Annotated in this window: 11 protein-coding genes and 2 pseudogenes; 6 read left to right on the forward strand and 7 right to left on the reverse strand. The window is 62.1% G+C overall.

Annotated elements, in window-relative coordinates; all coding sequences use genetic code 11:
• Window positions 1–4 precede the first annotated feature (4 nt).
• The 6 genes and pseudogenes from F3Y30_RS03090 (at window position 5) to F3Y30_RS03115 (ending at window position 5,918) form a co-directional block, all read left to right on the forward strand.
• Window positions 5–766 carry a SprT family zinc-dependent metalloprotease gene (locus F3Y30_RS03090; RefSeq protein WP_203425104.1) on the forward strand — a complete coding sequence of 254 codons (762 nt, stop codon included), beginning with the start codon at window positions 5–7 and terminating at the stop codon, window positions 764–766.
• Window positions 767–870: 104 nt separating this feature from the next.
• Complete coding sequence (locus F3Y30_RS03095; RefSeq protein WP_203425105.1) at window positions 871–1,545, forward strand: phosphoribosylanthranilate isomerase; 675 nt, start codon at window positions 871–873, stop codon at window positions 1,543–1,545.
• Window positions 1,542–2,762, forward strand: coding sequence for a tryptophan synthase subunit beta (trpB, locus tag F3Y30_RS03100; RefSeq protein ID WP_203425106.1), 1,221 nt, complete (start codon window positions 1,542–1,544; stop codon window positions 2,760–2,762). Before F3Y30_RS03095 ends, trpB begins: the two co-directional genes overlap by 4 nt.
• A 1-nt stretch (window position 2,763) precedes the next feature.
• A pseudogene (gene trpA / locus F3Y30_RS03105) lies at window positions 2,764–3,601 on the forward strand (tryptophan synthase subunit alpha).
• A gap of 40 nt (window positions 3,602–3,641) precedes the next feature.
• Window positions 3,642–4,556, forward strand: coding sequence for an acetyl-CoA carboxylase, carboxyltransferase subunit beta (accD, locus tag F3Y30_RS03110; RefSeq protein ID WP_203425107.1), 915 nt, complete (start codon window positions 3,642–3,644; stop codon window positions 4,554–4,556).
• A gap of 21 nt (window positions 4,557–4,577) precedes the next feature.
• Window positions 4,578–5,918: a folylpolyglutamate synthase/dihydrofolate synthase family protein gene (locus F3Y30_RS03115; protein WP_203425108.1), complete on the forward strand. Its 1,341-nt coding sequence runs from the start codon at window positions 4,578–4,580 to the stop codon at window positions 5,916–5,918.
• Window positions 5,919–5,968: 50 nt separating this feature from the next.
• On the opposite strand, the gene trxA is transcribed toward F3Y30_RS03115, so the two are convergent.
• The 7 genes and pseudogenes from trxA to ahcY form a co-directional block, all read right to left on the reverse strand.
• On the reverse strand, window positions 5,969–6,292 hold the full coding sequence (trxA, locus tag F3Y30_RS03120; protein ID WP_203425109.1) for a thioredoxin: 324 nt from the start codon (window positions 6,290–6,292) through the stop codon (window positions 5,969–5,971).
• 76 nt (window positions 6,293–6,368) lie between these two features.
• Window positions 6,369–9,917 (reverse strand): double-strand break repair helicase AddA, encoded by a 3,549-nt coding sequence (gene addA / locus F3Y30_RS03125; RefSeq protein WP_203426462.1) that lies wholly within the window; start codon window positions 9,915–9,917, stop codon window positions 6,369–6,371.
• A pseudogene (gene addB / locus F3Y30_RS03130) lies at window positions 9,910–13,097 on the reverse strand (double-strand break repair protein AddB). Before addB ends, addA begins: the two are co-directional and overlap by 8 nt.
• 2 nt (window positions 13,098–13,099) lie before the next feature.
• A complete protein-coding gene (locus tag F3Y30_RS03135; RefSeq protein WP_203425110.1) occupies window positions 13,100–13,831 on the reverse strand; it encodes a nucleotidyltransferase family protein in 732 nt (243 codons plus the stop codon).
• 26 nt (window positions 13,832–13,857) lie between these two features.
• Window positions 13,858–15,345, reverse strand: coding sequence for a tRNA (adenosine(37)-N6)-threonylcarbamoyltransferase complex ATPase subunit type 1 TsaE (gene tsaE, locus F3Y30_RS03140; RefSeq protein WP_203425111.1), 1,488 nt, complete (start codon window positions 15,343–15,345; stop codon window positions 13,858–13,860).
• A gap of 16 nt (window positions 15,346–15,361) precedes the next feature.
• Window positions 15,362–17,719 (reverse strand): PAS domain-containing sensor histidine kinase, encoded by a 2,358-nt coding sequence (locus F3Y30_RS03145; RefSeq protein ID WP_246752939.1) that lies wholly within the window; start codon window positions 17,717–17,719, stop codon window positions 15,362–15,364.
• A gap of 407 nt (window positions 17,720–18,126) precedes the next feature.
• On the reverse strand, window positions 18,127–19,527 hold the full coding sequence (ahcY, locus tag F3Y30_RS03150) for an adenosylhomocysteinase (RefSeq protein WP_203425113.1): 1,401 nt from the start codon (window positions 19,525–19,527) through the stop codon (window positions 18,127–18,129).
• Window positions 19,528–19,640 lie beyond the last annotated feature (113 nt).

Here is a 19,640-nt window from a genome sequence, read left to right on the forward strand (position 1 = left end):
AAGCATGTTCCCATCGCTTCGCAAACCGCGGCGCACTCTCAGGACACCGCCACCACCCGAGACCCGGCAGCTGGAGGTGAACGGAAGGACGTTGCCGCTGACGATCCGGCGCAACGCCCGCGCGACACGGCTGACGCTGCGCATCGAGCCCGGCGGCCGGGCGTTGCGGATGACGATACCGACAGGCCTGCCCGAGCGCGACATCCGCGATTTCCTCGATCGTCATCAGGCCTGGCTCATGACGAAGCTTGCCCGGTTCTCGAGCAGCAATGCGTTGTGCGACGGTGCCCATGTTTTCGTGCGCGGAGTGGCCCATCGCATCGAAGCGACCGGCAGGTTGCGTGGCCTGACCGAGGCGGTGGTCGAGAATGGCGAGGCGATCCTGCGCGTGAGTGGTCTCGAGGAACATCTTCCGCGCCGTATCTCAGATTTTCTGAAGAAGGAAGCGCGTCGCGATCTCGACGAGCGCGTGTCCATCCATGCGCTTAGCGTCGGAAAGAAGGTAAAATCGCTGACGCTGCGCGATACCCGCAGCCGGTGGGGGTCGTGTTCGGCGGACGGTGCGCTCAGCTTTTCCTGGCGGATAGCCATGGCGCCACCCCATGTGATCGACTATCTGGCGGCCCACGAAGTCGCGCATTTGCGCGAAATGAATCACAGCCCGAAGTTCTGGGCGCTTTGTGCCAAGCTCTGCCCGCAGATGGAGGACGCCAAACGGTGGCTGAAGCGCAATGGCACCATGCTTCATGCGCTGGACTTCGACTGAGTGGCCAGGTCCTCGACCCGGGCGTGAGTTCAAGCCGCATTTCTGCGCTTCCGCACCCCTTCTTTCATCTCGACTCTCGGCCGATTTCGTGCGAGTTCCCTGCCATGGGAATTGATATCAAGATCTGCGGATTGAAGACCGAGGAAGCGGTTGAAGAAGCCGTTTCACAGGGCGCGACCCATATCGGCTTCATTTTCTTCGAGAAGAGCCCGCGCTACATCGAGCCTGCAGACGCCGGGCGTCTTGCCGATCGGGTGCGAGGCAAGGCCAAGATCGTTGCGGTAACCGTCGACGTCGACAATGACGAGCTGGACGAGATCATCGCATTGCTGAAACCTGACGTGCTGCAGCTGCACGGCAGCGAGAGCCCCGAACGGGTGCTCAACGTCAAGACGCTCTATGGCCTGCCGGTCATGAAGGCGCTTTCGGTTCGCAGTGCTGACGATCTGAAACGCGTCGAGCCTTACGTTGGGATAGCCGACCGTTTCCTGTTCGATGCAAAACCGCCGGTCGGATCGGACCTGCCCGGCGGAAACGGCGTGTCTTTCGACTGGCATCTCATGCGGCTGCTTGACGGCGATGTCGATTACATGCTTTCCGGTGGATTGAATAAAGACAATATCGCCGAGGCGCTGGCAACGACCAACGCCCCTGGTATCGATGTGTCTTCAGGTGTCGAGAGCAGGCCGGGCGTCAAGGATCTCGAATTGATGCAGGCGTTTTTCGAGGCGGTGCGGCGCTCTGTCAACTCAGCCGCGGCCTCAGGGAGCAGGATGTGAACCAGTCACCGAACTTGAACTCGTTTCGTGAAGGCCCCGACGAGGACGGACGTTTCGGCATTTATGGCGGTCGCTTCGTTGCCGAAACGCTTATGCCACTGATCCTGGATCTCCAGGACAAATGGAACGAAGCCAAATCCGATCCGCAATTCAAGGCGGAATTGGCGCATCTAGGCGCCCACTACATCGGCCGGCCGAGCCCGCTCTATTTCGCCGAGCGCCTGACGGCGGAACTGGGCGGCGCGAAAATCTACTTCAAGCGCGAAGAGCTGAACCACACCGGCTCGCACAAGATCAACAATTGCATCGGGCAGATCCTGCTTGCCAAGCGCATGGGCAAGACGCGCATAATCGCCGAGACCGGTGCCGGCCAGCACGGAGTTGCCTCGGCGACGGTTGCAGCGCGCTTCGGTCTTCCCTGCGTGGTCTACATGGGCGCGACGGATGTCGAGCGTCAGGCTCCGAACGTTTTCCGCATGAAGCTCCTCGGGGCCGAGGTAAAGCCGGTGACGGCCGGACACGGCACGCTGAAGGATGCGATGAACGAGGCATTGCGCGACTGGGTCACCAATGTTGACGATACATACTATCTGATCGGCACCGCTGCCGGCCCGCATCCCTATCCGGAGATGGTTCGAGATTTCCAGTCGGTCATCGGCCAGGAAGCGCGCGAACAGATTCTTGCGGCCGAGGGCCGTTTGCCCGACGTGGTCATTGCGGCCGTCGGCGGCGGGTCAAACGCGATCGGCATCTTCCATCCCTTCCTTGACGACAAGAGCGTAAAGATCGTCGGCGTGGAAGCGGGCGGCAAGGGGCTTTCGGGAGACGAGCACTGCGCATCGATCACGGCCGGCTCCCCGGGCGTCCTCCACGGAAACCGCACCTATCTCCTTCAGGATGGCGACGGACAGATCAAGGAAGGCCATTCGATCTCCGCCGGCCTCGATTATCCCGGCATCGGTCCGGAGCATTCCTGGCTCAACGATATCGGCCGTGCCGAATATGTTCCGATCATGGATCATGAAGCACTGGAAGCGTTCCAGACGCTGACGCGCCTCGAGGGTATAATTCCGGCACTGGAACCGAGCCATGCGCTTGCCGAGGTGATCAAGCGCGCACCGAAGATGGGCAAGGACGAAATAATCCTGATGAATCTTTCGGGTCGTGGCGACAAGGACATCTTCACCGTAGGCAAGATCCTCGGCTTGGAGCTTTAATATGACTGCACGCATGGACAAACGTTTTGCGGATCTGGCGGCAGAAGGTCGGCCGGCGCTCGTCACCTATTTCATGGGGGTGATCCGGACTACGCAAGCTCGCTGGCGATCATGAAGGCACTTCCGGAAGCAGGCTCCGACGTGATCGAACTCGGTATGCCCTTCTCGGATCCGATGGCGGATGGTCCGGCCATCCAGCTTGCAGGCCAGCGCGCCCTCAAAGGCGGGCAGACCCTCGCCAAGACCATCCAGATGGCACGTGACTTCCGCAAGTTCGACGACTCCACCCCCATCGTTCTGATGGGATACTACAATCCGATCTATATTTACGGCGTCGACCGCTTCCTTGATGATGCGCTGGAAGCCGGTATCGATGGCCTGATCGTTGTGGATCTTCCTCCGGAAATGGATGACGAGCTTTGCATCCCGGCGATTGCGAAGGGCGTGAACTTCATTCGTCTGGCGACACCGACAACCGACGAGAAGCGGCTTCCGGCTGTTCTCAAGAACACGTCGGGTTTCGTCTATTATGTCTCGATGAACGGCATCACCGGTTCTGCCTTGCCCGATCCTTCGGTTGTTTCGGGGCTGTCCAGCGGATCAAGGGTCACACGAGACTGCCGGTTTGCGTCGGGTTCGGCGTCAAGACTGCAGAACACGCGCGCGCCATCGGAGCATCCGCGGACGGTGTCGTGGTCGGCACTGCAATCGTCAACCAGATTGCCTCCAGCCTGACGGCGGAGGGAGAAGCCTCGGGAGCCACCGTCGCCGGCGTGGAGACGTTGGTGCGCAGCCTTGCGGCCGGTGTACGGACCGCTCGACTTGCGGCAGCCGAGTGAGGTCCCCATCTAGGGGACAACCAATTCAGGAGTTTTCAAAGTGAACTGGATCACCAATTACGTTCGGCCGAAAATCAACTCGATGCTCGGCCGTAGAGAGGTTCCGGAAAATCTCTGGATCAAGTGCCCTGAGACGGGTGAGATGGTCTTCCATCGGGATCTTGAGGAAAACAAGTGGGTTATCCCTGCCTCGGGCTACCATATGAAGATGCCGGCGAAGGCACGGCTGAAGGACCTGTTCGACGAAGGCGTCTACGAGGCGCTGCAGCAGCCCAAGGTGCCGCAGGACCCGCTGAAATTCCGCGACTCGAAGAAATACACCGACCGCCTGAAGGATAGCCGCCTTAAGACCGAGCTCGAAGATACGATCGTGGCCGGTGTCGGTCGCGTCCAGGGCCTGAAGCTCGTCGCGGTCGTGCATGAATTCAGCTTCATGGGCGGCTCGCTCGGCATTGCTGCAGGCGAGGCGATCGTCAAGGCGTTCGAGCGCGCGATCGCCGAGAAGTGCCCCTTGGTGATGTTTCCGGCCTCGGGCGGTGCCCGCATGCAGGAAGGTATTTTGTCGCTGATGCAGCTCCCGCGCACCACAGTTGCGGTCGAAATGCTGAAGGAAGCAGGGCTGCCCTACATCGTTGTCCTCACCAATCCGACGACGGGCGGTGTGACGGCATCCTACGCGATGCTTGGAGATATCCACCTTGCGGAACCGGGCGCAGAAATCTGCTTCGCAGGCAAGCGCGTCATTGAGCAGACGATCCGCGAAAAGCTGCCCGAGGGTTTCCAGACCTCCGAGTACCTTCTCGCCCACGGCATGGTCGACATGGTCGTCAAGCGGCACGATATTCCGGCGACGCTTGCGCGGTTGTTGAAGATACTGCTGAAGAAGTCCGTCGCGACCGAGAAGACGAAGCCGGCCTCCGCCACCGTACTTGCGCCGATTGCGGCGCAGGCCTGAATCTGAACGACCGGGCGGGCGATGACGACCGAGACCACCGAAGCGGGCCGGGAGATCGAGAAACTCCTGGCTCTGCATCCCAAGGGCTTCGATCTGTCGCTCAATCGTATCTCGCGGTTGCTGGAGACCCTCGGCAATCCGCAGACGCGCCTCCCTCCCGTGATTCATGTCGCGGGAACGAATGGCAAAGGGTCGGTTTCCGCCTTCAGCCGCTCGATTCTCGAGGCATCCGGTCTCGCGGTCCACGTCCACACCTCGCCGCATCTCGTGAACTGGCATGAGCGCTATCGTCTCGGTCGCAAGGGCTTGCCCGGCGAACTGGTGGCCGATCCTGTCCTTGCCGATGCGGTTCGCCGCGTTGCCGACGCCAATGACGGTCAGAAGATCACTGTCTTCGAGATTTTGACAGCGGTCACCTTCCTTCTGTTTTCCGAGCATCCGGCGGATGTGGCCGTTCTCGAGGTCGGCCTCGGCGGTCGCTTCGACGCGACGAACGTGATCACGAACCCTGCCGTTTCCGTCATCATGCCGATCTCGCTCGACCACCAGGCCTATCTTGGCGATCGCGTGGAGCTGATCGCTGCGGAAAAGGCGGGGATCATGAAACGCGGCGTGCCGGTGGTCATCGGTCATCAGGAGCACGATGCGGCGCGCGACGTGCTGATCGCCACTGCCGAACGGCTTGGCTGCCCCTTTTCGGTCTATGGCCAGGACTTCCTCGCGCATGAGGAGTTCGGGCGCCTGATCTATCAGGACGAAGACGGTTTGCACGATCTTCCTCTGCCGCGCCTGCCCGGGCGGCATCAGTATGCGAATGCGGCGGCGGCCATCCGCGCGGTCAAGGCCGCCGGTTTCGTCGTGTCCGAAACAGCCCTCGAAAAAGGACTGACGTCGGTCGACTGGCCTGGGAGGCTTCAGCGGCTGACCTACGGCAAGCTTGCGGGGATCGCGCCGAGAACCTCCGAAATCTGGGTGGATGGCGGGCACAATCCCGGTGCCGGGAGGGTTATCGCCGAAACCATGGCCAATCTCGAGGACCGCGACCCGCGGCCGCTTTTCCTCATAACAGGCATGATCAACACCAAGGATCCCGTGGGTTATTTCGAGGCCTTCCGCGGTATCGCGGAACGGGTCTTCACAGTTCCGATCCGCCATTCCGACGCAGCTATCGATCCGGTGAGCCTGGCGGCCGACGCGGCGGAAGCGGGGCTCGACGCCGAACCGCTGTCAAGCGTGGCCGACGCGCTTGCGGCGATTGCGAAGATCGTTGAGGAAGACAACGTGGCGCCGCGGATCCTGATCGGCGGTTCGCTCTATCTGGTGGGCGACGTTCTTGCCGACAATGGCACCCCGCCGAAATGAAAAAAGCCCGGCTGGAAAGCCGGGCTTCGAGTTCGAACAAACAATTCAGCTTACGCCGCTGCGGTCGAGATCCAGGAGCTGAGCGCCGTCTTCGGTGCGGCACCGACCTTGATGTCGGCCACCTGGCCGTCCTTGAATACGGCAAGCGTCGGAATGGAGCGCACGCCGAACTGTGCGGCGAGTTCCGGGTTCTCGTCGATGTTCAGCTTGGCGACCTTCACGCGGCCTGCGAGCTCTGCGGAGATTTCCTCGAGCGCCGGTGCGATCATCTTGCACGGGCCGCACCATTCAGCCCAGAAGTCCACGACCACCGGCTCGGCGGAATTGAGAACCTCAGCCTGGAAATTGGAATTGTCGACTTTTACAGTAGCCATAAGGGGCTGCTCCTTGGTGAATTAACGGTTGCGCTTCATGTGATGCGGGGTCGCACGGATTTCAATGACCGGTATCTCACTTTGTCGCGAGCTCGGCAAGGCTCGCCACGAGCGCGGCGCCGTCGAGCCAGAAGGCGCTGGGACCCTCGGTATAGATGAGACCGCATCGGATCTCGTGGTCCGGATAAAGCGGCGCGAGAATTTCGCGATAGATCGCAAGCTGCGCCCGATGCTCGAAGGGGATTTCGCTCGGCTTCGATGGCGGCACGCGGTTGGTCTTGAAATCGACGATCTCCACAGCATTGGTTCCGACTGACATCCGGTCGATACGACCCGAGACCGAATAATCGCGGGACCCGATGCGCAGTGTCCCCATGATAGATACCTCGGCGCGGGCATTCGGCGAAAAGATTGCCGCGAGGCTCGGGTCCTCCATGATGGCAAATGCCGCGCGCGCGAGTGACTGGCGCTCGTGTTCCGGCCAATTGGAAACGGCACGATCGAGATATCGGTGAGCCGCCGCCTCGCGATCGGTGGCTGCCATGCCCGGCAGTATCTGCAGGAAGCGGTGCAGGATCCGCCCGCGTTCCAGCGAGCGAGCGGCACCGGTGCCTGTGCGAAGGCTGAAAAGAGGGGAGCGGACGATCAGGTCGCCCTCGCCGCTATCGATGATCGCGCCTGCCCCGGAGGGGCTGAGGGGGCGCGGCAGGCGTCGTTGGGGTGGAAGCGCTCGACCAAGAGCGGCAGGAAGGGGAGACGCATGAACAGTCTCGGTGGCTTCCGCCTGTCCAGGCGCGATATCGGCGGCACCCGCCTCGCGCCAGCGGTACCCGGACCACTCTTCCGACGCAGTGCGGAAAGTTGCTTCGACGCATCGTTCGGGTTGGAGGGCCAGCGCAGAGGACACCATCTGTTGCCAGGTGTCCTTGTTTTCCCGTTGCCCGCGATAGCCGCATACTACAAGCCGGTCCGCAGCACGGGTCATCGCCACGTAGAGCAGCCGCCGATACTCCTCCTCGGCCCCCTCCCGAATGCGCTCTGCGTCGGCCTCTGTCATACTGTTGGCAAACGACTTCAGCGGCAGCCAAGCGGGAATGCCGCCCGGAACGCCGGATCCCGCAAGGAAGCGCAGCTGCGGCATATGGCTGTGGCTGAAAGGTTTGCCGCCGCTGTCGACGAGGAACACGACGGGAGCTTCCAGTCCTTTGGCGGCGTGTACGGTCATGATCCGAACCTCGTTCCGCCCCTTGTCCTGCTCGCGCTTGACGGTCGGTGCCTGTAGTTCCAGTGTCGAAACAAATGCCTGAAGGCCGGGCAGGCCGCGTTCCTCCTGATCCAGCGCAAAGGTCAGGAACTCATCGATAATTTCCGACGCCTCTCCCCCGAAGCGGGCAAGAAATGCTCTGCGGCCGCCGTGCGGCCCGAGAATCCGAGCATAGAAATCATGGACAGGAAGTTTGCGCGAAGATGAGAGAGCGTCCTGCAACCAGCTCACGATCTCGGTAAGGTTCTCCGCTGTCTGCGCCTTCAGGTGATTCCAGAGGCTCGTCGCGGCCGGTCGTTTCGCCGCAAGTTCGAAAAGGTTGTCTTCGCTGAGGCTGAAGAAGGGGCTCTTCAGCAACGCGGCCAGAGAGAGGTCGTCTTCCGGAAGCACAGCGAAGCGGCCGAGCGCCAGCAGGTCCTGGATCGCGATATGCTTGGTCAGAACCAACCGGTCAGCGCCGGCGACAGGTATCCGGCCCTGCTGCTTCAGGGTCCGCGTCAGCGCGTTGACGAAGGCGTCCCGCTTGCGAACCAGCACGATCACGTCGCCGGGCTCCATCAGGCGCGCCTTACCCTTCTCCACGATCGTCTCACGCCCAATCCATGCGGAAAGCGTGTCGGCGATCCGTCGGGCGAGAACGTTGATAGGGGCCGCTTCGGGCACGGCATCGAAGGGGGCCGTCCAATCCTCCTCGCTGATAGGGCCGGTCGCAGCGATCGGTTCCCAGATGTCGACAGCTCCCGGCTCGCGTCCACGGTTGGAGGCATGCACGATGCCGCTTCCGGAGGGGTCGAGGCCGCGGGAGTTTTCCGGAACCTTGAAGACGGCATCGACGGCCGACAGGACGTCGCGGGTCGAGCGGAACGAAAGCAGGAGGCGAATGGGGCTGAACCGGGCATCGCCAGCCCGCGCCCGCCGCTCGGCGGCTTGCCCCTCGGACGCGAAGCGCTCGGGCCTCGCACCCTGGAAGGAATAGATCGACTGCTTCTCGTCGCCTACGGCGAAGATCGTGCGATCGCCGGTGCGTGCAGACTCCCCGTCAAAGAACTCGCCGGTGAGCGCGCTCACGATTTCCCATTGGCGAGGGCTGGTATCCTGCGCTTCGTCCACGAGGAAGTGATCGATACCCTGATCGAGCTTGTAGTGGACCCAGGCACTGACACCGCTCCTGGAAAGAAGGTTGGCGGTCCGGTCGATCAGATCGTCGAAGTCGAGCAGGCTGCGGCTCTTCTTCAGATCCTCGTAGTCGCCGATCAACCTCTCGGCGATAATGAGTGCTGCTTCGGTTGCCTCGAACATCTGAAGCCGCCTCAAGCGGTCATCGCAGGCGATCAGGTGATTCTGTGCGCCGATCAGCACGGCTTCCAGGTCCGGCGCGGCTTCCTTCACCTTTTTCGACAAGAAGGAACGGTCGATGTTTCGCGGCGCCCCGGTGGAGGTGAAGAACAGATCGAAAAGCGCGCTGCGCCTCGCTTCCGGATCGCTCATGCGGGCAATATGTCGAAGGGATGCGGCCGAGGCCTTCACGGTGTCGCTGCCCAGGGCGTCGGCGAGCGACAGGAATGTCTCCAGTGTGGCGTCGCGAAGGTCTGCAAGCGGCCAGCAGCTTTCTGCAATTGCGGCGGCGGTTTCGCCCTCATCTATGCCGATCTCCCGCCTCAGGAGCCGGGATATGCCTGCCTGGCCGCCGGCATGGTCGATGAAGTTCCGAATCGGTCCGCGCGCGCCGATGATGTCGGAGATCAGCCGTTCCAGTCCCGTATCGTCGGCGATGTCGAGCACGGTCGAGAATGCGCCCGTGAGCTCGGGATCGTCCTCGGTGGCGGTCGCCGTCAGCAGGGTCCTACGGGCATCGGCAAGAAGTACTTCGGCGGCACGATCATCGAGGACCGAGAAATGCCCAGCGACATTTGCCTCGAGAGGAAACTGGTGAAGTAACGCCTCGCAGAAGGCGTGAATTGTCTGGATCTTCAATCCGCCCGGCGTCTCGAGGGCTCTGGCGAAGAGCCGCCGCGCCTCCTGAAGCTTGAGTGGGGTCGGGATCGAACCCTCGATCGCGGCAACGCGCGTTGCAAGATCGTCATCGGAGAGCGTCGCCCATTCCGCCAGACGCTCGAATACGCGGTTCGACATTTCCGAGGCCGCAGCCTTTGTGTAGGTGAGGCAAAGGATCGACGACGGACGGCACCCCGCCAGCAACAATCGGATCACGCGTTGTGTCAGTACGTGCGTCTTGCCGGATCCCGCATTGGCGGACACCCAGGCCGATCCGCCGGGATCTGACGCCGCCGCCTGTTTGGAGGAAGTCCAGTCAAGCCAGGCACGAGGATCGTCGGATTGGGGCCGGTCGCCGTTAAGCATCGTCGTCTTCTCCCGAACCTTCGGCCGATGACCACTCTGCGACGCGGGCGAGATGGTCATACTCCCCGCCATAGTCGCGCTCCTTCTCCGGCACCAGGCGGGATGCAAAGCCACGCCGCCTCTCCAGGAGAAGCAGGAGAAACTTCTCAAGCTCGGCACGAGAATCCACCGCGAGGTCCATGGCGGATTTCACGGCGTTTCCCGCAGACGACTTCCGATCCTCGTTGTTGACCTGTTCCACCGCGAAGCGCTCGCCGGGCTTGAGGCGCACATAGAGGAGAGAAGCGGCATCGCGCTTGCCGGGACCTCGAAATCCGCCTGCCTTCAGCGCTGCAGCTTCGAGGGCAAGCTGCGGGTCAAGCAGCGAACGCGCGACCTTGACCGAGGGGGTGCTGCCTGTCTTGTAGTCGATGATGTCGGCACGGCCGTCGGGCAGAATGTCGATCCGGTCGGCGATCCCGGTCAGTTTCATGTCAGCAAAGCCAAGCTCCAGGGAGGCCGGAACTTCCGTCAGACTCCGGCTAATGGTCTTCTGCCGATCTTCGTGCCAGGAAAGAAATGCCTTCGCGACGGCAGCGAAGCGCGGCCGCCAGACCGCATCGATATGCGCCGGAAGGCCGGCCTTGTCGAATTCCTCGGTGAGGATGAGCCGCATCTGCTCTTCATTGTCGCCACTGTCGGTACGCTCCCTCACGAATCGGTCGACGATGGCATGGTAGAGCGATCCACGTTCGGCCGGTCCTGGATCCATGTTGAACGGATCCAGTGGATGCAACCGCAGAACACGGCGCGCATAGATCGCATAAGGATCGCGACGCAGCCGGCCGACCTCGCTGAATGAGTAGCTGCGCGGCTGCAACTCCGCCGGAGGCGTGGGCTCGGGCCTGGAGGCAATGGGCTGGTTATCCCCCTGATCCAGGAGCCCGACCCAGCCGAGAACGACATCGCCCCGGCTGCGCAGAGCGTCCGCAAGCTTGTCGCCACCGACTGCAAGCAGTCGCTGCAGCCAGCGCGAAGCGACTGTGGGGGCCGTCCCGCTGCGAAGCGAGCGCGTCAGTATGAGGGTCGGCGTGGCCGTCGTCATCTGGAAGTCGTGGCCGAGTTGGCCGATCCTTCTTTCCGGCGGCTCGAGTCCGATCTTGAGCTTCATGGTCCGGGAGAGAAAGGCGTCGTTGGCCGTTTGTCCGGGCCATGTGCCTTCGTTCAACCCTCCGATGACAACCGCATCGACGCTTTGCAGGCGCGATTCGAGTGCTCCGAAGATGAACACCCGCGGATCGCGCATGGATCGGGGCTTGATTGTTTCGCCGGCACACAATGCCTCGAAGAGGTCGCACCACTGCGGGCCGTCGGCGCGTATCTGGCTTTGGCTTTCCATGACAGCCTTCAGCAGGGTCGCGAGGCTGTCGCCTGCCTCGTCCGACCACAGACCTGCCAGGTCACCGTTCTCGTCGATTGCCACGGCTTCCAGCGCGCGGCCGGTTCTTTCAGCCCAGTCTGCCAGGGAATTCGCCATGCTGAAGCGCCGGCCATTGCGGCCCTCGCGCACGAGGAGGCCGGCAAGCGGTTCCGCAGCTTCACCAATCCTGCGCGCGAGATTGCGGGCAGCTTCGGCTGCGCCCTCGGGAAGCTCATCGCGCCACGCCGGCGGCTTTAGATCCGACGCCTGGTGCTGAAGGGCGGCGTCGAGAAGCGGCTCGAGCGCGGACACGTCAAGTTCAGTCGACGCCCCGCGCAGGGCGATCAGCTCCAGCGCGGTCGCCGCACCCCGTGCCTGATCTGCCGACATTCCGAAGCGGGAAAGCGGATGCTTCAGCAATGATATCAGTGGGACGGGATCGCCGGGCCGTAGTGCGGCTTCGAGGAGAAGGCGCACCAGTCCTCCCTGCGAGGTGGAAAGCAGCGGCGTTCCCGCGGAGTCGTCGGCATCGATGCCAAAGCGCTGGAGCTCGGCCGCAACCCGGCGGGCAAGTTTGCGATCGGGCGTTATCAGAGCGACGCGCCTGTTTTCTCCTCCCTCCAGCGCCAGGCGGAGGAATATGGCGATGGCGGTGGCCTCTTCCCGTTCATTCGCAGCCTCGATGAGCGACACGTCCTCGAACGCCGAAAGGAGATCCGCTTCGCGAGTCGCGTCGCGAATGGCCGCCCATCTGGCCGTCGCCTCGACTGGCAACAGCGCGTTGGCGATGAACTCCGTGCGTCGCGCGAGCACGTCCGAGGCTTGTCCGAGGGACCTCACGAAGTCCCGGTCGACCCCGAGTTGGGAAAGAAGGCGGTGCAGGCCATATTGCGGATGGCTGCGGGATGACGGCTCCTGCGAGGGAAGTCCGGTCTGCGCGTCCAGGCCGATCGCCATCCATTCGTCCCTCGGCATGCCTGTGTCGAGCCCGGGCAGGACGACCGCACCGTTGCCGAGCTGCGCCACTGCACCAATGAGGGCTGCTGTCGCCGGTATCGAGCCGGTCGAACCGGCGACAACGACGGGTCCCGAATGCGGCGACGACCGGTAACGCTCGGCCTCGGCATGCAACGTGGCATTCCGGCGTATGGATGGCGAGGAGGCATTCAGTTCCTTGAGGCGCTCTGGCCAGTAGACGCTGGCGATCCTCAGGAATTCGAGCGTCAGTTGCCACCAGAGAGCGTGGTCGGCCGTGTCGAGTGTCGCAACCGCCTCCCAGTCCAGCTCCTCGGTCTCCATGGCATCGATGATCTCGGCGAGATTGCGCGAGAGCCACACCGCGTCTGCCGGGCTCGCCGGTGCCACGAGTGGGCTTTCATCGTGAATCCGGGTAATTGCCGCCGGAAGCCGGTTTCTCCACGCAAGGACGAGAGCCGCCAATTCGAGCAGGCGGGCGGGCCCGGAAAGCGGCTCGGCCATATCAAGCGCAGCAGGCGGCATCTCGTCGAAGAAGCCGGCGTCGTCGTCCGTCTCCCCGAGTGGCTTGATAACCGGGAGGATGATGGATGTGCCCCGAGCAGGTCGAGGAATTCCGAGCGAAGCACGCGCGCCGAGCGTCGGGTGGGAACATAGATCGTGACGTCCGCAAGCGAATGAGGATTGCGGGGATCATAGTGGAACCCCTCAACGAGCTTTCCTTCACAGAGGCATTCCGCGAGCGTTCTGAGAAACGGCAGTCCTGCAGCGATGGTGAAGATGTTGCTTGCAGTGGTGGGGGCCATGGTCAAGCCGCTCCGGCGAATCCATCGATCGCCGCTTCCGCCGCACCGATCGCCTCCGGCGTGCCGACCGTTATCCAGTGGCCCTCCATCATCAGGCCGTAGAGCCTGCCGGCCGCAATGGCGCGATCGAAGTAGATGTTCAGGTTGAAGGCGTCTTTCGGTGCATCGTCCAGAAGCGCCGGCATCATCGCGATCGCCCCGGCATAGACCACGGGACTGCCGGATCCTTCCTGGTAGCGCGTCAGCCTGCCATCTTCGGCAAGCGAGAAGTCATTGCGCCCGTTGTGGCCGGTGGTATCGGCAAGCGTCACGCACAGGAGTGCCATGTCCATGCGTTCAGGGTCGAAGTAGCGTGCGAGGCGCTGAAGGTTCGACTGGTCACCGGCGCGGTCCCCGATCCAGAACAGATCGGCGTTCATCACGAAGACGGCCCTCCGGTCGAGCAGGGATAGGCCTTTTGCGAGACCTCCGCCCGAGTTCATGAGCTCGGACGTCTCGTCGGAAATCAGGATCTCGGGATGGCGGCGCCCAGAGAGGTGTTCGACCATCTGGTCCGCGAAATGATGCACGTTCACGACCGCCCGCTCCACGCCCGCGGCAGCGAGAGCGTCGAGCGCGTAGTCGATCATCGGCTTTCCTGAAATTTTCACCAGCGGCTTCGGCATGGTGTTGGTCACCGGACGCAAACGGGTTCCCAGTCCTGCGGCAAGCACCATGGCGTTTTCGATCTTCATGCGGGCTATCGTCCTTCCGATTCGGATCAGAGGATTCCAGCCTTTATGCACCACGTGCGCAAGGGGGCGAGCGCAGGATGAGAGAGTGCGGTTTCCAGATAGGCGAAGGTGCGCGGCATGTGTTTCATGTAGCCGGGCTTGCCGTCCCGCTGCATCAGGCGGACCCAGATGCCGGCGAGCTTGCAATTGCGCTGCGCTGCCATGACGTGCCAGTCGGCGAGAAAACGGACCTCATCGAAGGGCCCGGCTCCTGCGCGCAGCGCCGAATAATGCGCCATCATCGCGCTGGATAGACCCGCTGGAATGTCGACGCGGGCGTCCTGGACCAGCGAAGCGACGTCATAGGCCGTGGGTCCGATCATGGCGTCCTGGAAGTCGATGATGCCGACACGGTCGATGCCCTGTCGATCCGGCCTCCAGATGATGTTCGGAGAATGGAAGTCTCTCAGGAGCAGATTGTGCTCCGCCGATTGCAGTTCACCGATCAGATCGTCCCAGATCGCGCGATACTCGGAGCGTTCGGTATCGCTTGCCGCCGACCCGCGCTTCCAGGGCAGGTACCAGTCGGTCAGCAGGCTCACTTCGATCTGCATCGCGTCGCGATCGAAGTCCGGAACCCGGTGGACCACCCCGTCACCGACGGCGAACTCACGTTCGAGAGACAACCCATGCAGTCGCGCAAGGCAGGCGACGCTTTCGAGATAACGCTCGGGAATTGGATTTCCGTCGCTGTCGAGCACGCTTCCGCCTCCGAGGTCCTCGATCAGCAGAATGCCCTTGTCAAGATCCACTTCGATAATGGCCGGTGTCGCGAAACCCTGGTGCTTGAGATGGCGCGCAATCGCGACGAAGGGAATGACGTCTTCGGCGATATGGGCGATCTGCTGATAGTATTTTCCATCCTGGATGATCGGACCCGGAGTATGGCGGGGCGAATCCATCAGAACAAATCGCTCGTCACCGGCATAGACATGCTCATAGGCCCGCACGGATGCGTCGCCAGTCAGGTGTGCTCGCTCGGCATGCGGATAGCCGCTTTCACTGAGAAACAGCCGGATATCGAGCGTGCGCTGGATGCGCCGCGCCAGCGCCGCACCTCCGAAGATTTCGACGCGCCGGCCTTCGTTTTCGTGGCTGAACCGAAGGGTGACGTGGCTGTCCGGGAGATAGTCCTCGATCTTTTCCGGCCACTCGACGAGGCAGATGCCCTCGGAAAGCGCCTCTTCGAAGCCGAGTTCGTCAAGCTCCGCCGCATCGGCGATACGATAGAGATCGAAATGCGCGACGGGTACGCGCAGCCCGTAGGTCTGCACCAGGGTAAATGTCGGGCTCGGGACCTCGAGCGTATCGTCCGATGCCATGGCGCGTATGAGCGCGCGCGCGAACGTCGATTTTCCCGCCCCCAGATCGCCGGAAAGGGCGATGCAGTCGCCGGGCCGCACCGCAAGCGCCATATCGGCGCCGAGCCGGATCGTATCGGCTTCGCCCTGAAGGAATAACGGTTCGAGCTTCATCGCACGGATACCCCGATTACTCGGCGGCCACCACGGTCGGCAGCATTGCGGACGGAATACGGCAGGTCACGTCAGTACCGGTGCCCTCTCGGCTGTCGATCGTGACAGTGCCGTTGTGGAGGCTCACGAAACTTTCGACAATCGACAGGCCAAGCCCTGCTCCCCCGTGGCGGCCATGGCTTTCGAAGCGGTCGAAGACGCTCTGGAGAACCTCCTGGGGAATGCCGGGACCGCTATCCGAGACGGTGAAGGCAAGATCGTTGTCCGGTTCGCGCCAGCATTTCAGGCGGATCGTGCTGCCTTCAGCAGAAAAGTTGGCGGCATTGCTCAAAAGCTTGATCAGGATCTGCTTCAGGCGCTGCTGATCGGCGACGATCGTGCCGAGGGAATCCGGAGCGATGATCTGCAGCGTGACATGGCTTTCCTGCAGACGATCGGAGAACTGCATGGCGACGTCGTCCAGGAGATCGGTAAGATTGATCTCGCTGAAATCCAGTTCCATGATGCCGGCATCTACGGTCGCGAGGTCGAGGATGTCGTTGACGATGGTGAGAAGCACGGCCGAAGAGGTGGCGATATGGTCGACATATTCGGCCTGCCGATCGGAGAGTTCGCCCATCGTCGGCGTTTTCAGAAGCTCGGCAAAGCCGATAATATTGGTCAACGGCGAGCGGAGTTCATAGGAGACGTGCTGAACGAAATCGTTCTTCAGTGCGTCCGCCTTGCGTAGCGCTTCGTTCTTGTCCGTCAGAGCGCGCTCGACACGCACGCTATCGGTGATGTTGACGAAGGTCAGCATGGTCTGGGCATTCGACAACGGGATCACCGCGAAATCGAGCACCAGTCCGGTTCGCAGCTCCAGGACGCCCTGGCATGAGGGGCGGGCGTCGTCAAAGCTCGTAATGATGTCCGCGAAACGTTTCCAGCCGTCCGGCCTGTCATAGGAGGCGAGGCACGCGTTCTCGATCGCTCGAATATGCGTGCCGGGTTTGGCCTCGGCCTCGGTTATGCCCCAGAGCGCACGGAAGGCGGGGTTCGAAAGCTGGATCTGCCCGTTCGGGCTGAACACGGCCACACCCTCGGAGAGATGGTCGATCGTCTCATCCTGCACGCGAACCAAGGTGTTGTATCGCGTTTCGAGATCCACCTGTTCGGTTAGGTTCTCGAACACCCAGGTTGCGCCGCCTTGCGGACGCGCGGTCGCGAAAACGCGCAGTGTCTGGCCATTCGGCAGATGCCAGAGGTCGGACTGGGTATCGATAGCACGATAGACGGCGAGCGCATTCTCTTTCCACTGCTTCCAGTTGAGCTGTTCCGGAAGCTTGCCCGCAGCCCGCAGGCGATCGAGAAGTTCGCCATTTCCCGGGCGGCTCTCAAGGAATGCGGTGTCGACTTCCCACATGCGTTGGAAAGCCTGGTTGTAGAACTGAAGTCGCTGACCGCCATCGAAGATGGCAACGGGTGTCGCCAGGTGTTCGAGTGTTTCGGCCTGGCTTTTCAGCGTCCGGTTGAGTTCCTCGCGTACAGTCTCGATGTCGGAAATGTTGACGGCTATTCCGGCCGTGCCCGCGGGCCGCCTTGCCTCCACCACATCGAAAAAGCTGCGGCTTCCGCGCACGACCGTGGATACCTTGTCCCTGAACGGATGCTCGAAGGTGATCGACGCGCGGATCTTCTCCCGGGCTATCGTCGGGAGGAGTTCCCGCTTCTCCTGGATGGCCCGCTCGGCTCCTGAAGCTTCCACTGCATCGGCATAGGCCGCATTGACCCAGACCAGAGTGCCGTCCGCCGAACGTTGCCACACGGGCAGGTCCACCGCATCGAGAAGGCCGTGGAGCGTCGAAAGCGACGCCGCCAGGCGGTCGCGGGCAAGTGCAAGCTCTGCTGCCTCGGCTCTCAGGTTGGTGAGGGCGATGAACCGCACGAACGCCTGTCCGCCCGAAACGCGTCCCTGGGCTTCGAGAGCCTCGTTGCGCGCCGTTTCTACAACGATGTCGAAGCTCTGGGCGTGCGAGCGCAGCCTTTCGATGCAGCGCTCGACCTCGGCAGCAGAACCCGGCTTCAGCCAGCGCCCAAACGCCAGGAAATCACGATCGTCCTGCGGCGCTCCCGTCTCTGCGGGCAATTCGCCCAGAAGCTCCGGTTTCTGCGACAACCGGTCCCAGATGACGATCCGCCTGTTCTTGTCTCCGACCAGCGCCTGTAGCCGCGAAAGTCCGTGTTTTGCATCCGAAAGGGCCGCGCGCAGCTCGCCGTTTTCCTGTTCCATCTGCCCACGCTGGCGGATCATCCAGATCGCGGAGAACATGGCGGCGGATACCACGCCGAGGAGCACTGCGAAGGTGACGATCTCGGACGAAGCCAGATGCGGCATCGGCCGCACAGACTGATCGAGTGCGAAGGCCGGAGCCGAAATCGCTGAAAGTGCGGTTCCCGTGGCCAGAAGGCGCAGGAAATTGGTTACTCGGCGCCTGAAGCTCGGACGACCCGGCGCAGCGAATTGCATTGCATTCTCGTAAATTTTCTTATCTCCAGACATGCTGGAGCCCTGCCTCGGCAGGCCTCGTTTTGTATGTGACATCATCCCCGGTATGTCTCCGACTATTTGCCGCCTGATCGACAAGACATCCCATTCGCTGCGCATCGTCCGCACCTGCGCTGCGAATCATGTCTGAAAACAATACTTGCTTCGGGAATCGCCGGGAAGGGTGGCCTCCAAATAAAGAGGCCGCGTCTTGTCAAGAGCGCGGCCTCTAGATGTTGTGGAAAATTCAGACGTGGTTAATATCTGTAGTGTTCGGCCTTGTACGGCCCCGTCGTCGTCACGCCAATATAGCCGGCCTGCTCCTCGGAGAGTTCGGTGAGCTTGGCGCCGAGCTTGGCGAGGTGCAGTCGGGCAACCTTCTCGTCGAGCTGCTTGGGCAGGACGTAGACCTCGTTCTTGTAGGCGTCGCCCTTGGTGTAGAGCTCGATCTGGGCCAGGACCTGGTTCGAGAACGACGCGGACATCACGAAGGACGGGTGGCCGGTAGCGTTGCCGAGGTTCAGCAGGCGACCTTCCGAGAGAAGGATCATGCGGTTGCCCTTCGGGAACTCGATCATGTCGACCTGCGGCTTGATGTTCGTCCACTTGAGGTTACGCAGCGAAGCGACCTGGATCTCGTTGTCGAAGTGGCCGATGTTGCCGACGATCGCCATGTCTTTCATCTCGCGCATGTGCTCGATGCGGATGACGTCCTTGTTGCCGGTCGTGGTGATGAAGATGTCAGCGGAGGAGACGACGTCCTCGAGCTGCACGACTTCAAAGCCGTCCATTGCGGCCTGCAGGGCGCAGATCGGGTCGATTTCCGTGACCTTCACGCGGGCGCCGGCGCCACGCAGCGAGGCTGCCGAACCCTTGCCGACGTCACCGTAACCGCAGACGACGGCGACCTTGCCGGCCATCATGACGTCGGTGCCGCGGCGGATGCCGTCGACCAGCGATTCCTTGCAGCCGTACTTGTTATCGAACTTCGACTTGGTGACGCTATCGTTGACGTTGATCGCCGGGAAGGGCAGCAGGCCCTTCTGCTGGAGCTGGTAGAGACGATTGACGCCGGTGGTCGTTTCCTCGGTCACGCCCTGGATGGCTTCGCGCTGCTTGGTGAACCAGCCCGGGGTTGCGGCAAGGCGCTTCTTGATCTGGGCGAAGAGGATCTCTTCTTCTTCCGAGCCCGGGTTCGTCAGCACGTTTTCGCCGGCTTCGGCGCGGGCGCCAAGCAGGATGTACATGGTCGCGTCGCCACCATCGTCGAGGATCATGTTGGAGAGACCGCCATCGGTCCACTGGAAGATCTTGTCGGTGTATTCCCAGTATTCCGTCAGCGTTTCACCCTTTACGGCGTAGACCGGGATGCCGGCGGCGGCGATTGCAGCTGCTGCGTGGTCCTGCGTGGAGAAGATGTTACACGAAGCCCAGCGCACTTCCGCACCCAGAGCCACCAGAGTCTCGATCAGCACTGCTGTCTGGATGGTCATGTGGAGCGAACCGGTAATGCGGGCGCCCTTCAGCGGCTTTGCCGCGCCGAACTCTTCCCTGCAGGCCATCAGGCCGGGCATTTCCGTTTCGGCGATGTTGATTTCCTTGCGACCGAAGTCTGCAAGCCCGATGTCCGCGACGTGATAGTCCTTGGTGGTGCTCATGCGTTTCTCCACGGTGAATTGATCCTGTGCCGATAACGTCCGACGGACGCGCGACGAACACCGGCGTTGGCCAGCAGCTCGAGTTGGCAGGTTGGGGATCGTGTAGCAGGAAA

Source organism: Sinorhizobium sp. BG8, from assembly GCF_016864555.1.
Classification (GTDB): Bacteria; Pseudomonadota; Alphaproteobacteria; order Rhizobiales; family Rhizobiaceae; genus BG8.

Coding starts and splice junctions, on each gene's coding strand:
- F3Y30_RS03090 (WP_203425104.1), top strand. CDS start 5: ATGTTCCCATCGCTTCGCAAACCGCGGCGCACTCTCAGGACACCGCCA.
- F3Y30_RS03095 (WP_203425105.1), top strand. CDS start 871: ATGGGAATTGATATCAAGATCTGCGGATTGAAGACCGAGGAAGCGGTT.
- F3Y30_RS03115 (WP_203425108.1), top strand. CDS start 4,578: ATGACGACCGAGACCACCGAAGCGGGCCGGGAGATCGAGAAACTCCTG.
- trxA (WP_203425109.1), bottom strand. CDS start 6,292: ATGGCTACTGTAAAAGTCGACAATTCCAATTTCCAGGCTGAGGTTCTC.
- addA (WP_203426462.1), bottom strand. CDS start 9,917: ATGCTTAACGGCGACCGGCCCCAATCCGACGATCCTCGTGCCTGGCTT.
- F3Y30_RS03135 (WP_203425110.1), bottom strand. CDS start 13,831: ATGAAGATCGAAAACGCCATGGTGCTTGCCGCAGGACTGGGAACCCGT.
- tsaE (WP_203425111.1), bottom strand. CDS start 15,345: ATGAAGCTCGAACCGTTATTCCTTCAGGGCGAAGCCGATACGATCCGG.
- F3Y30_RS03145 (WP_246752939.1), bottom strand. CDS start 17,719: ATGCCGCATCTGGCTTCGTCCGAGATCGTCACCTTCGCAGTGCTCCTC.
- ahcY (WP_203425113.1), bottom strand. CDS start 19,527: ATGAGCACCACCAAGGACTATCACGTCGCGGACATCGGGCTTGCAGAC.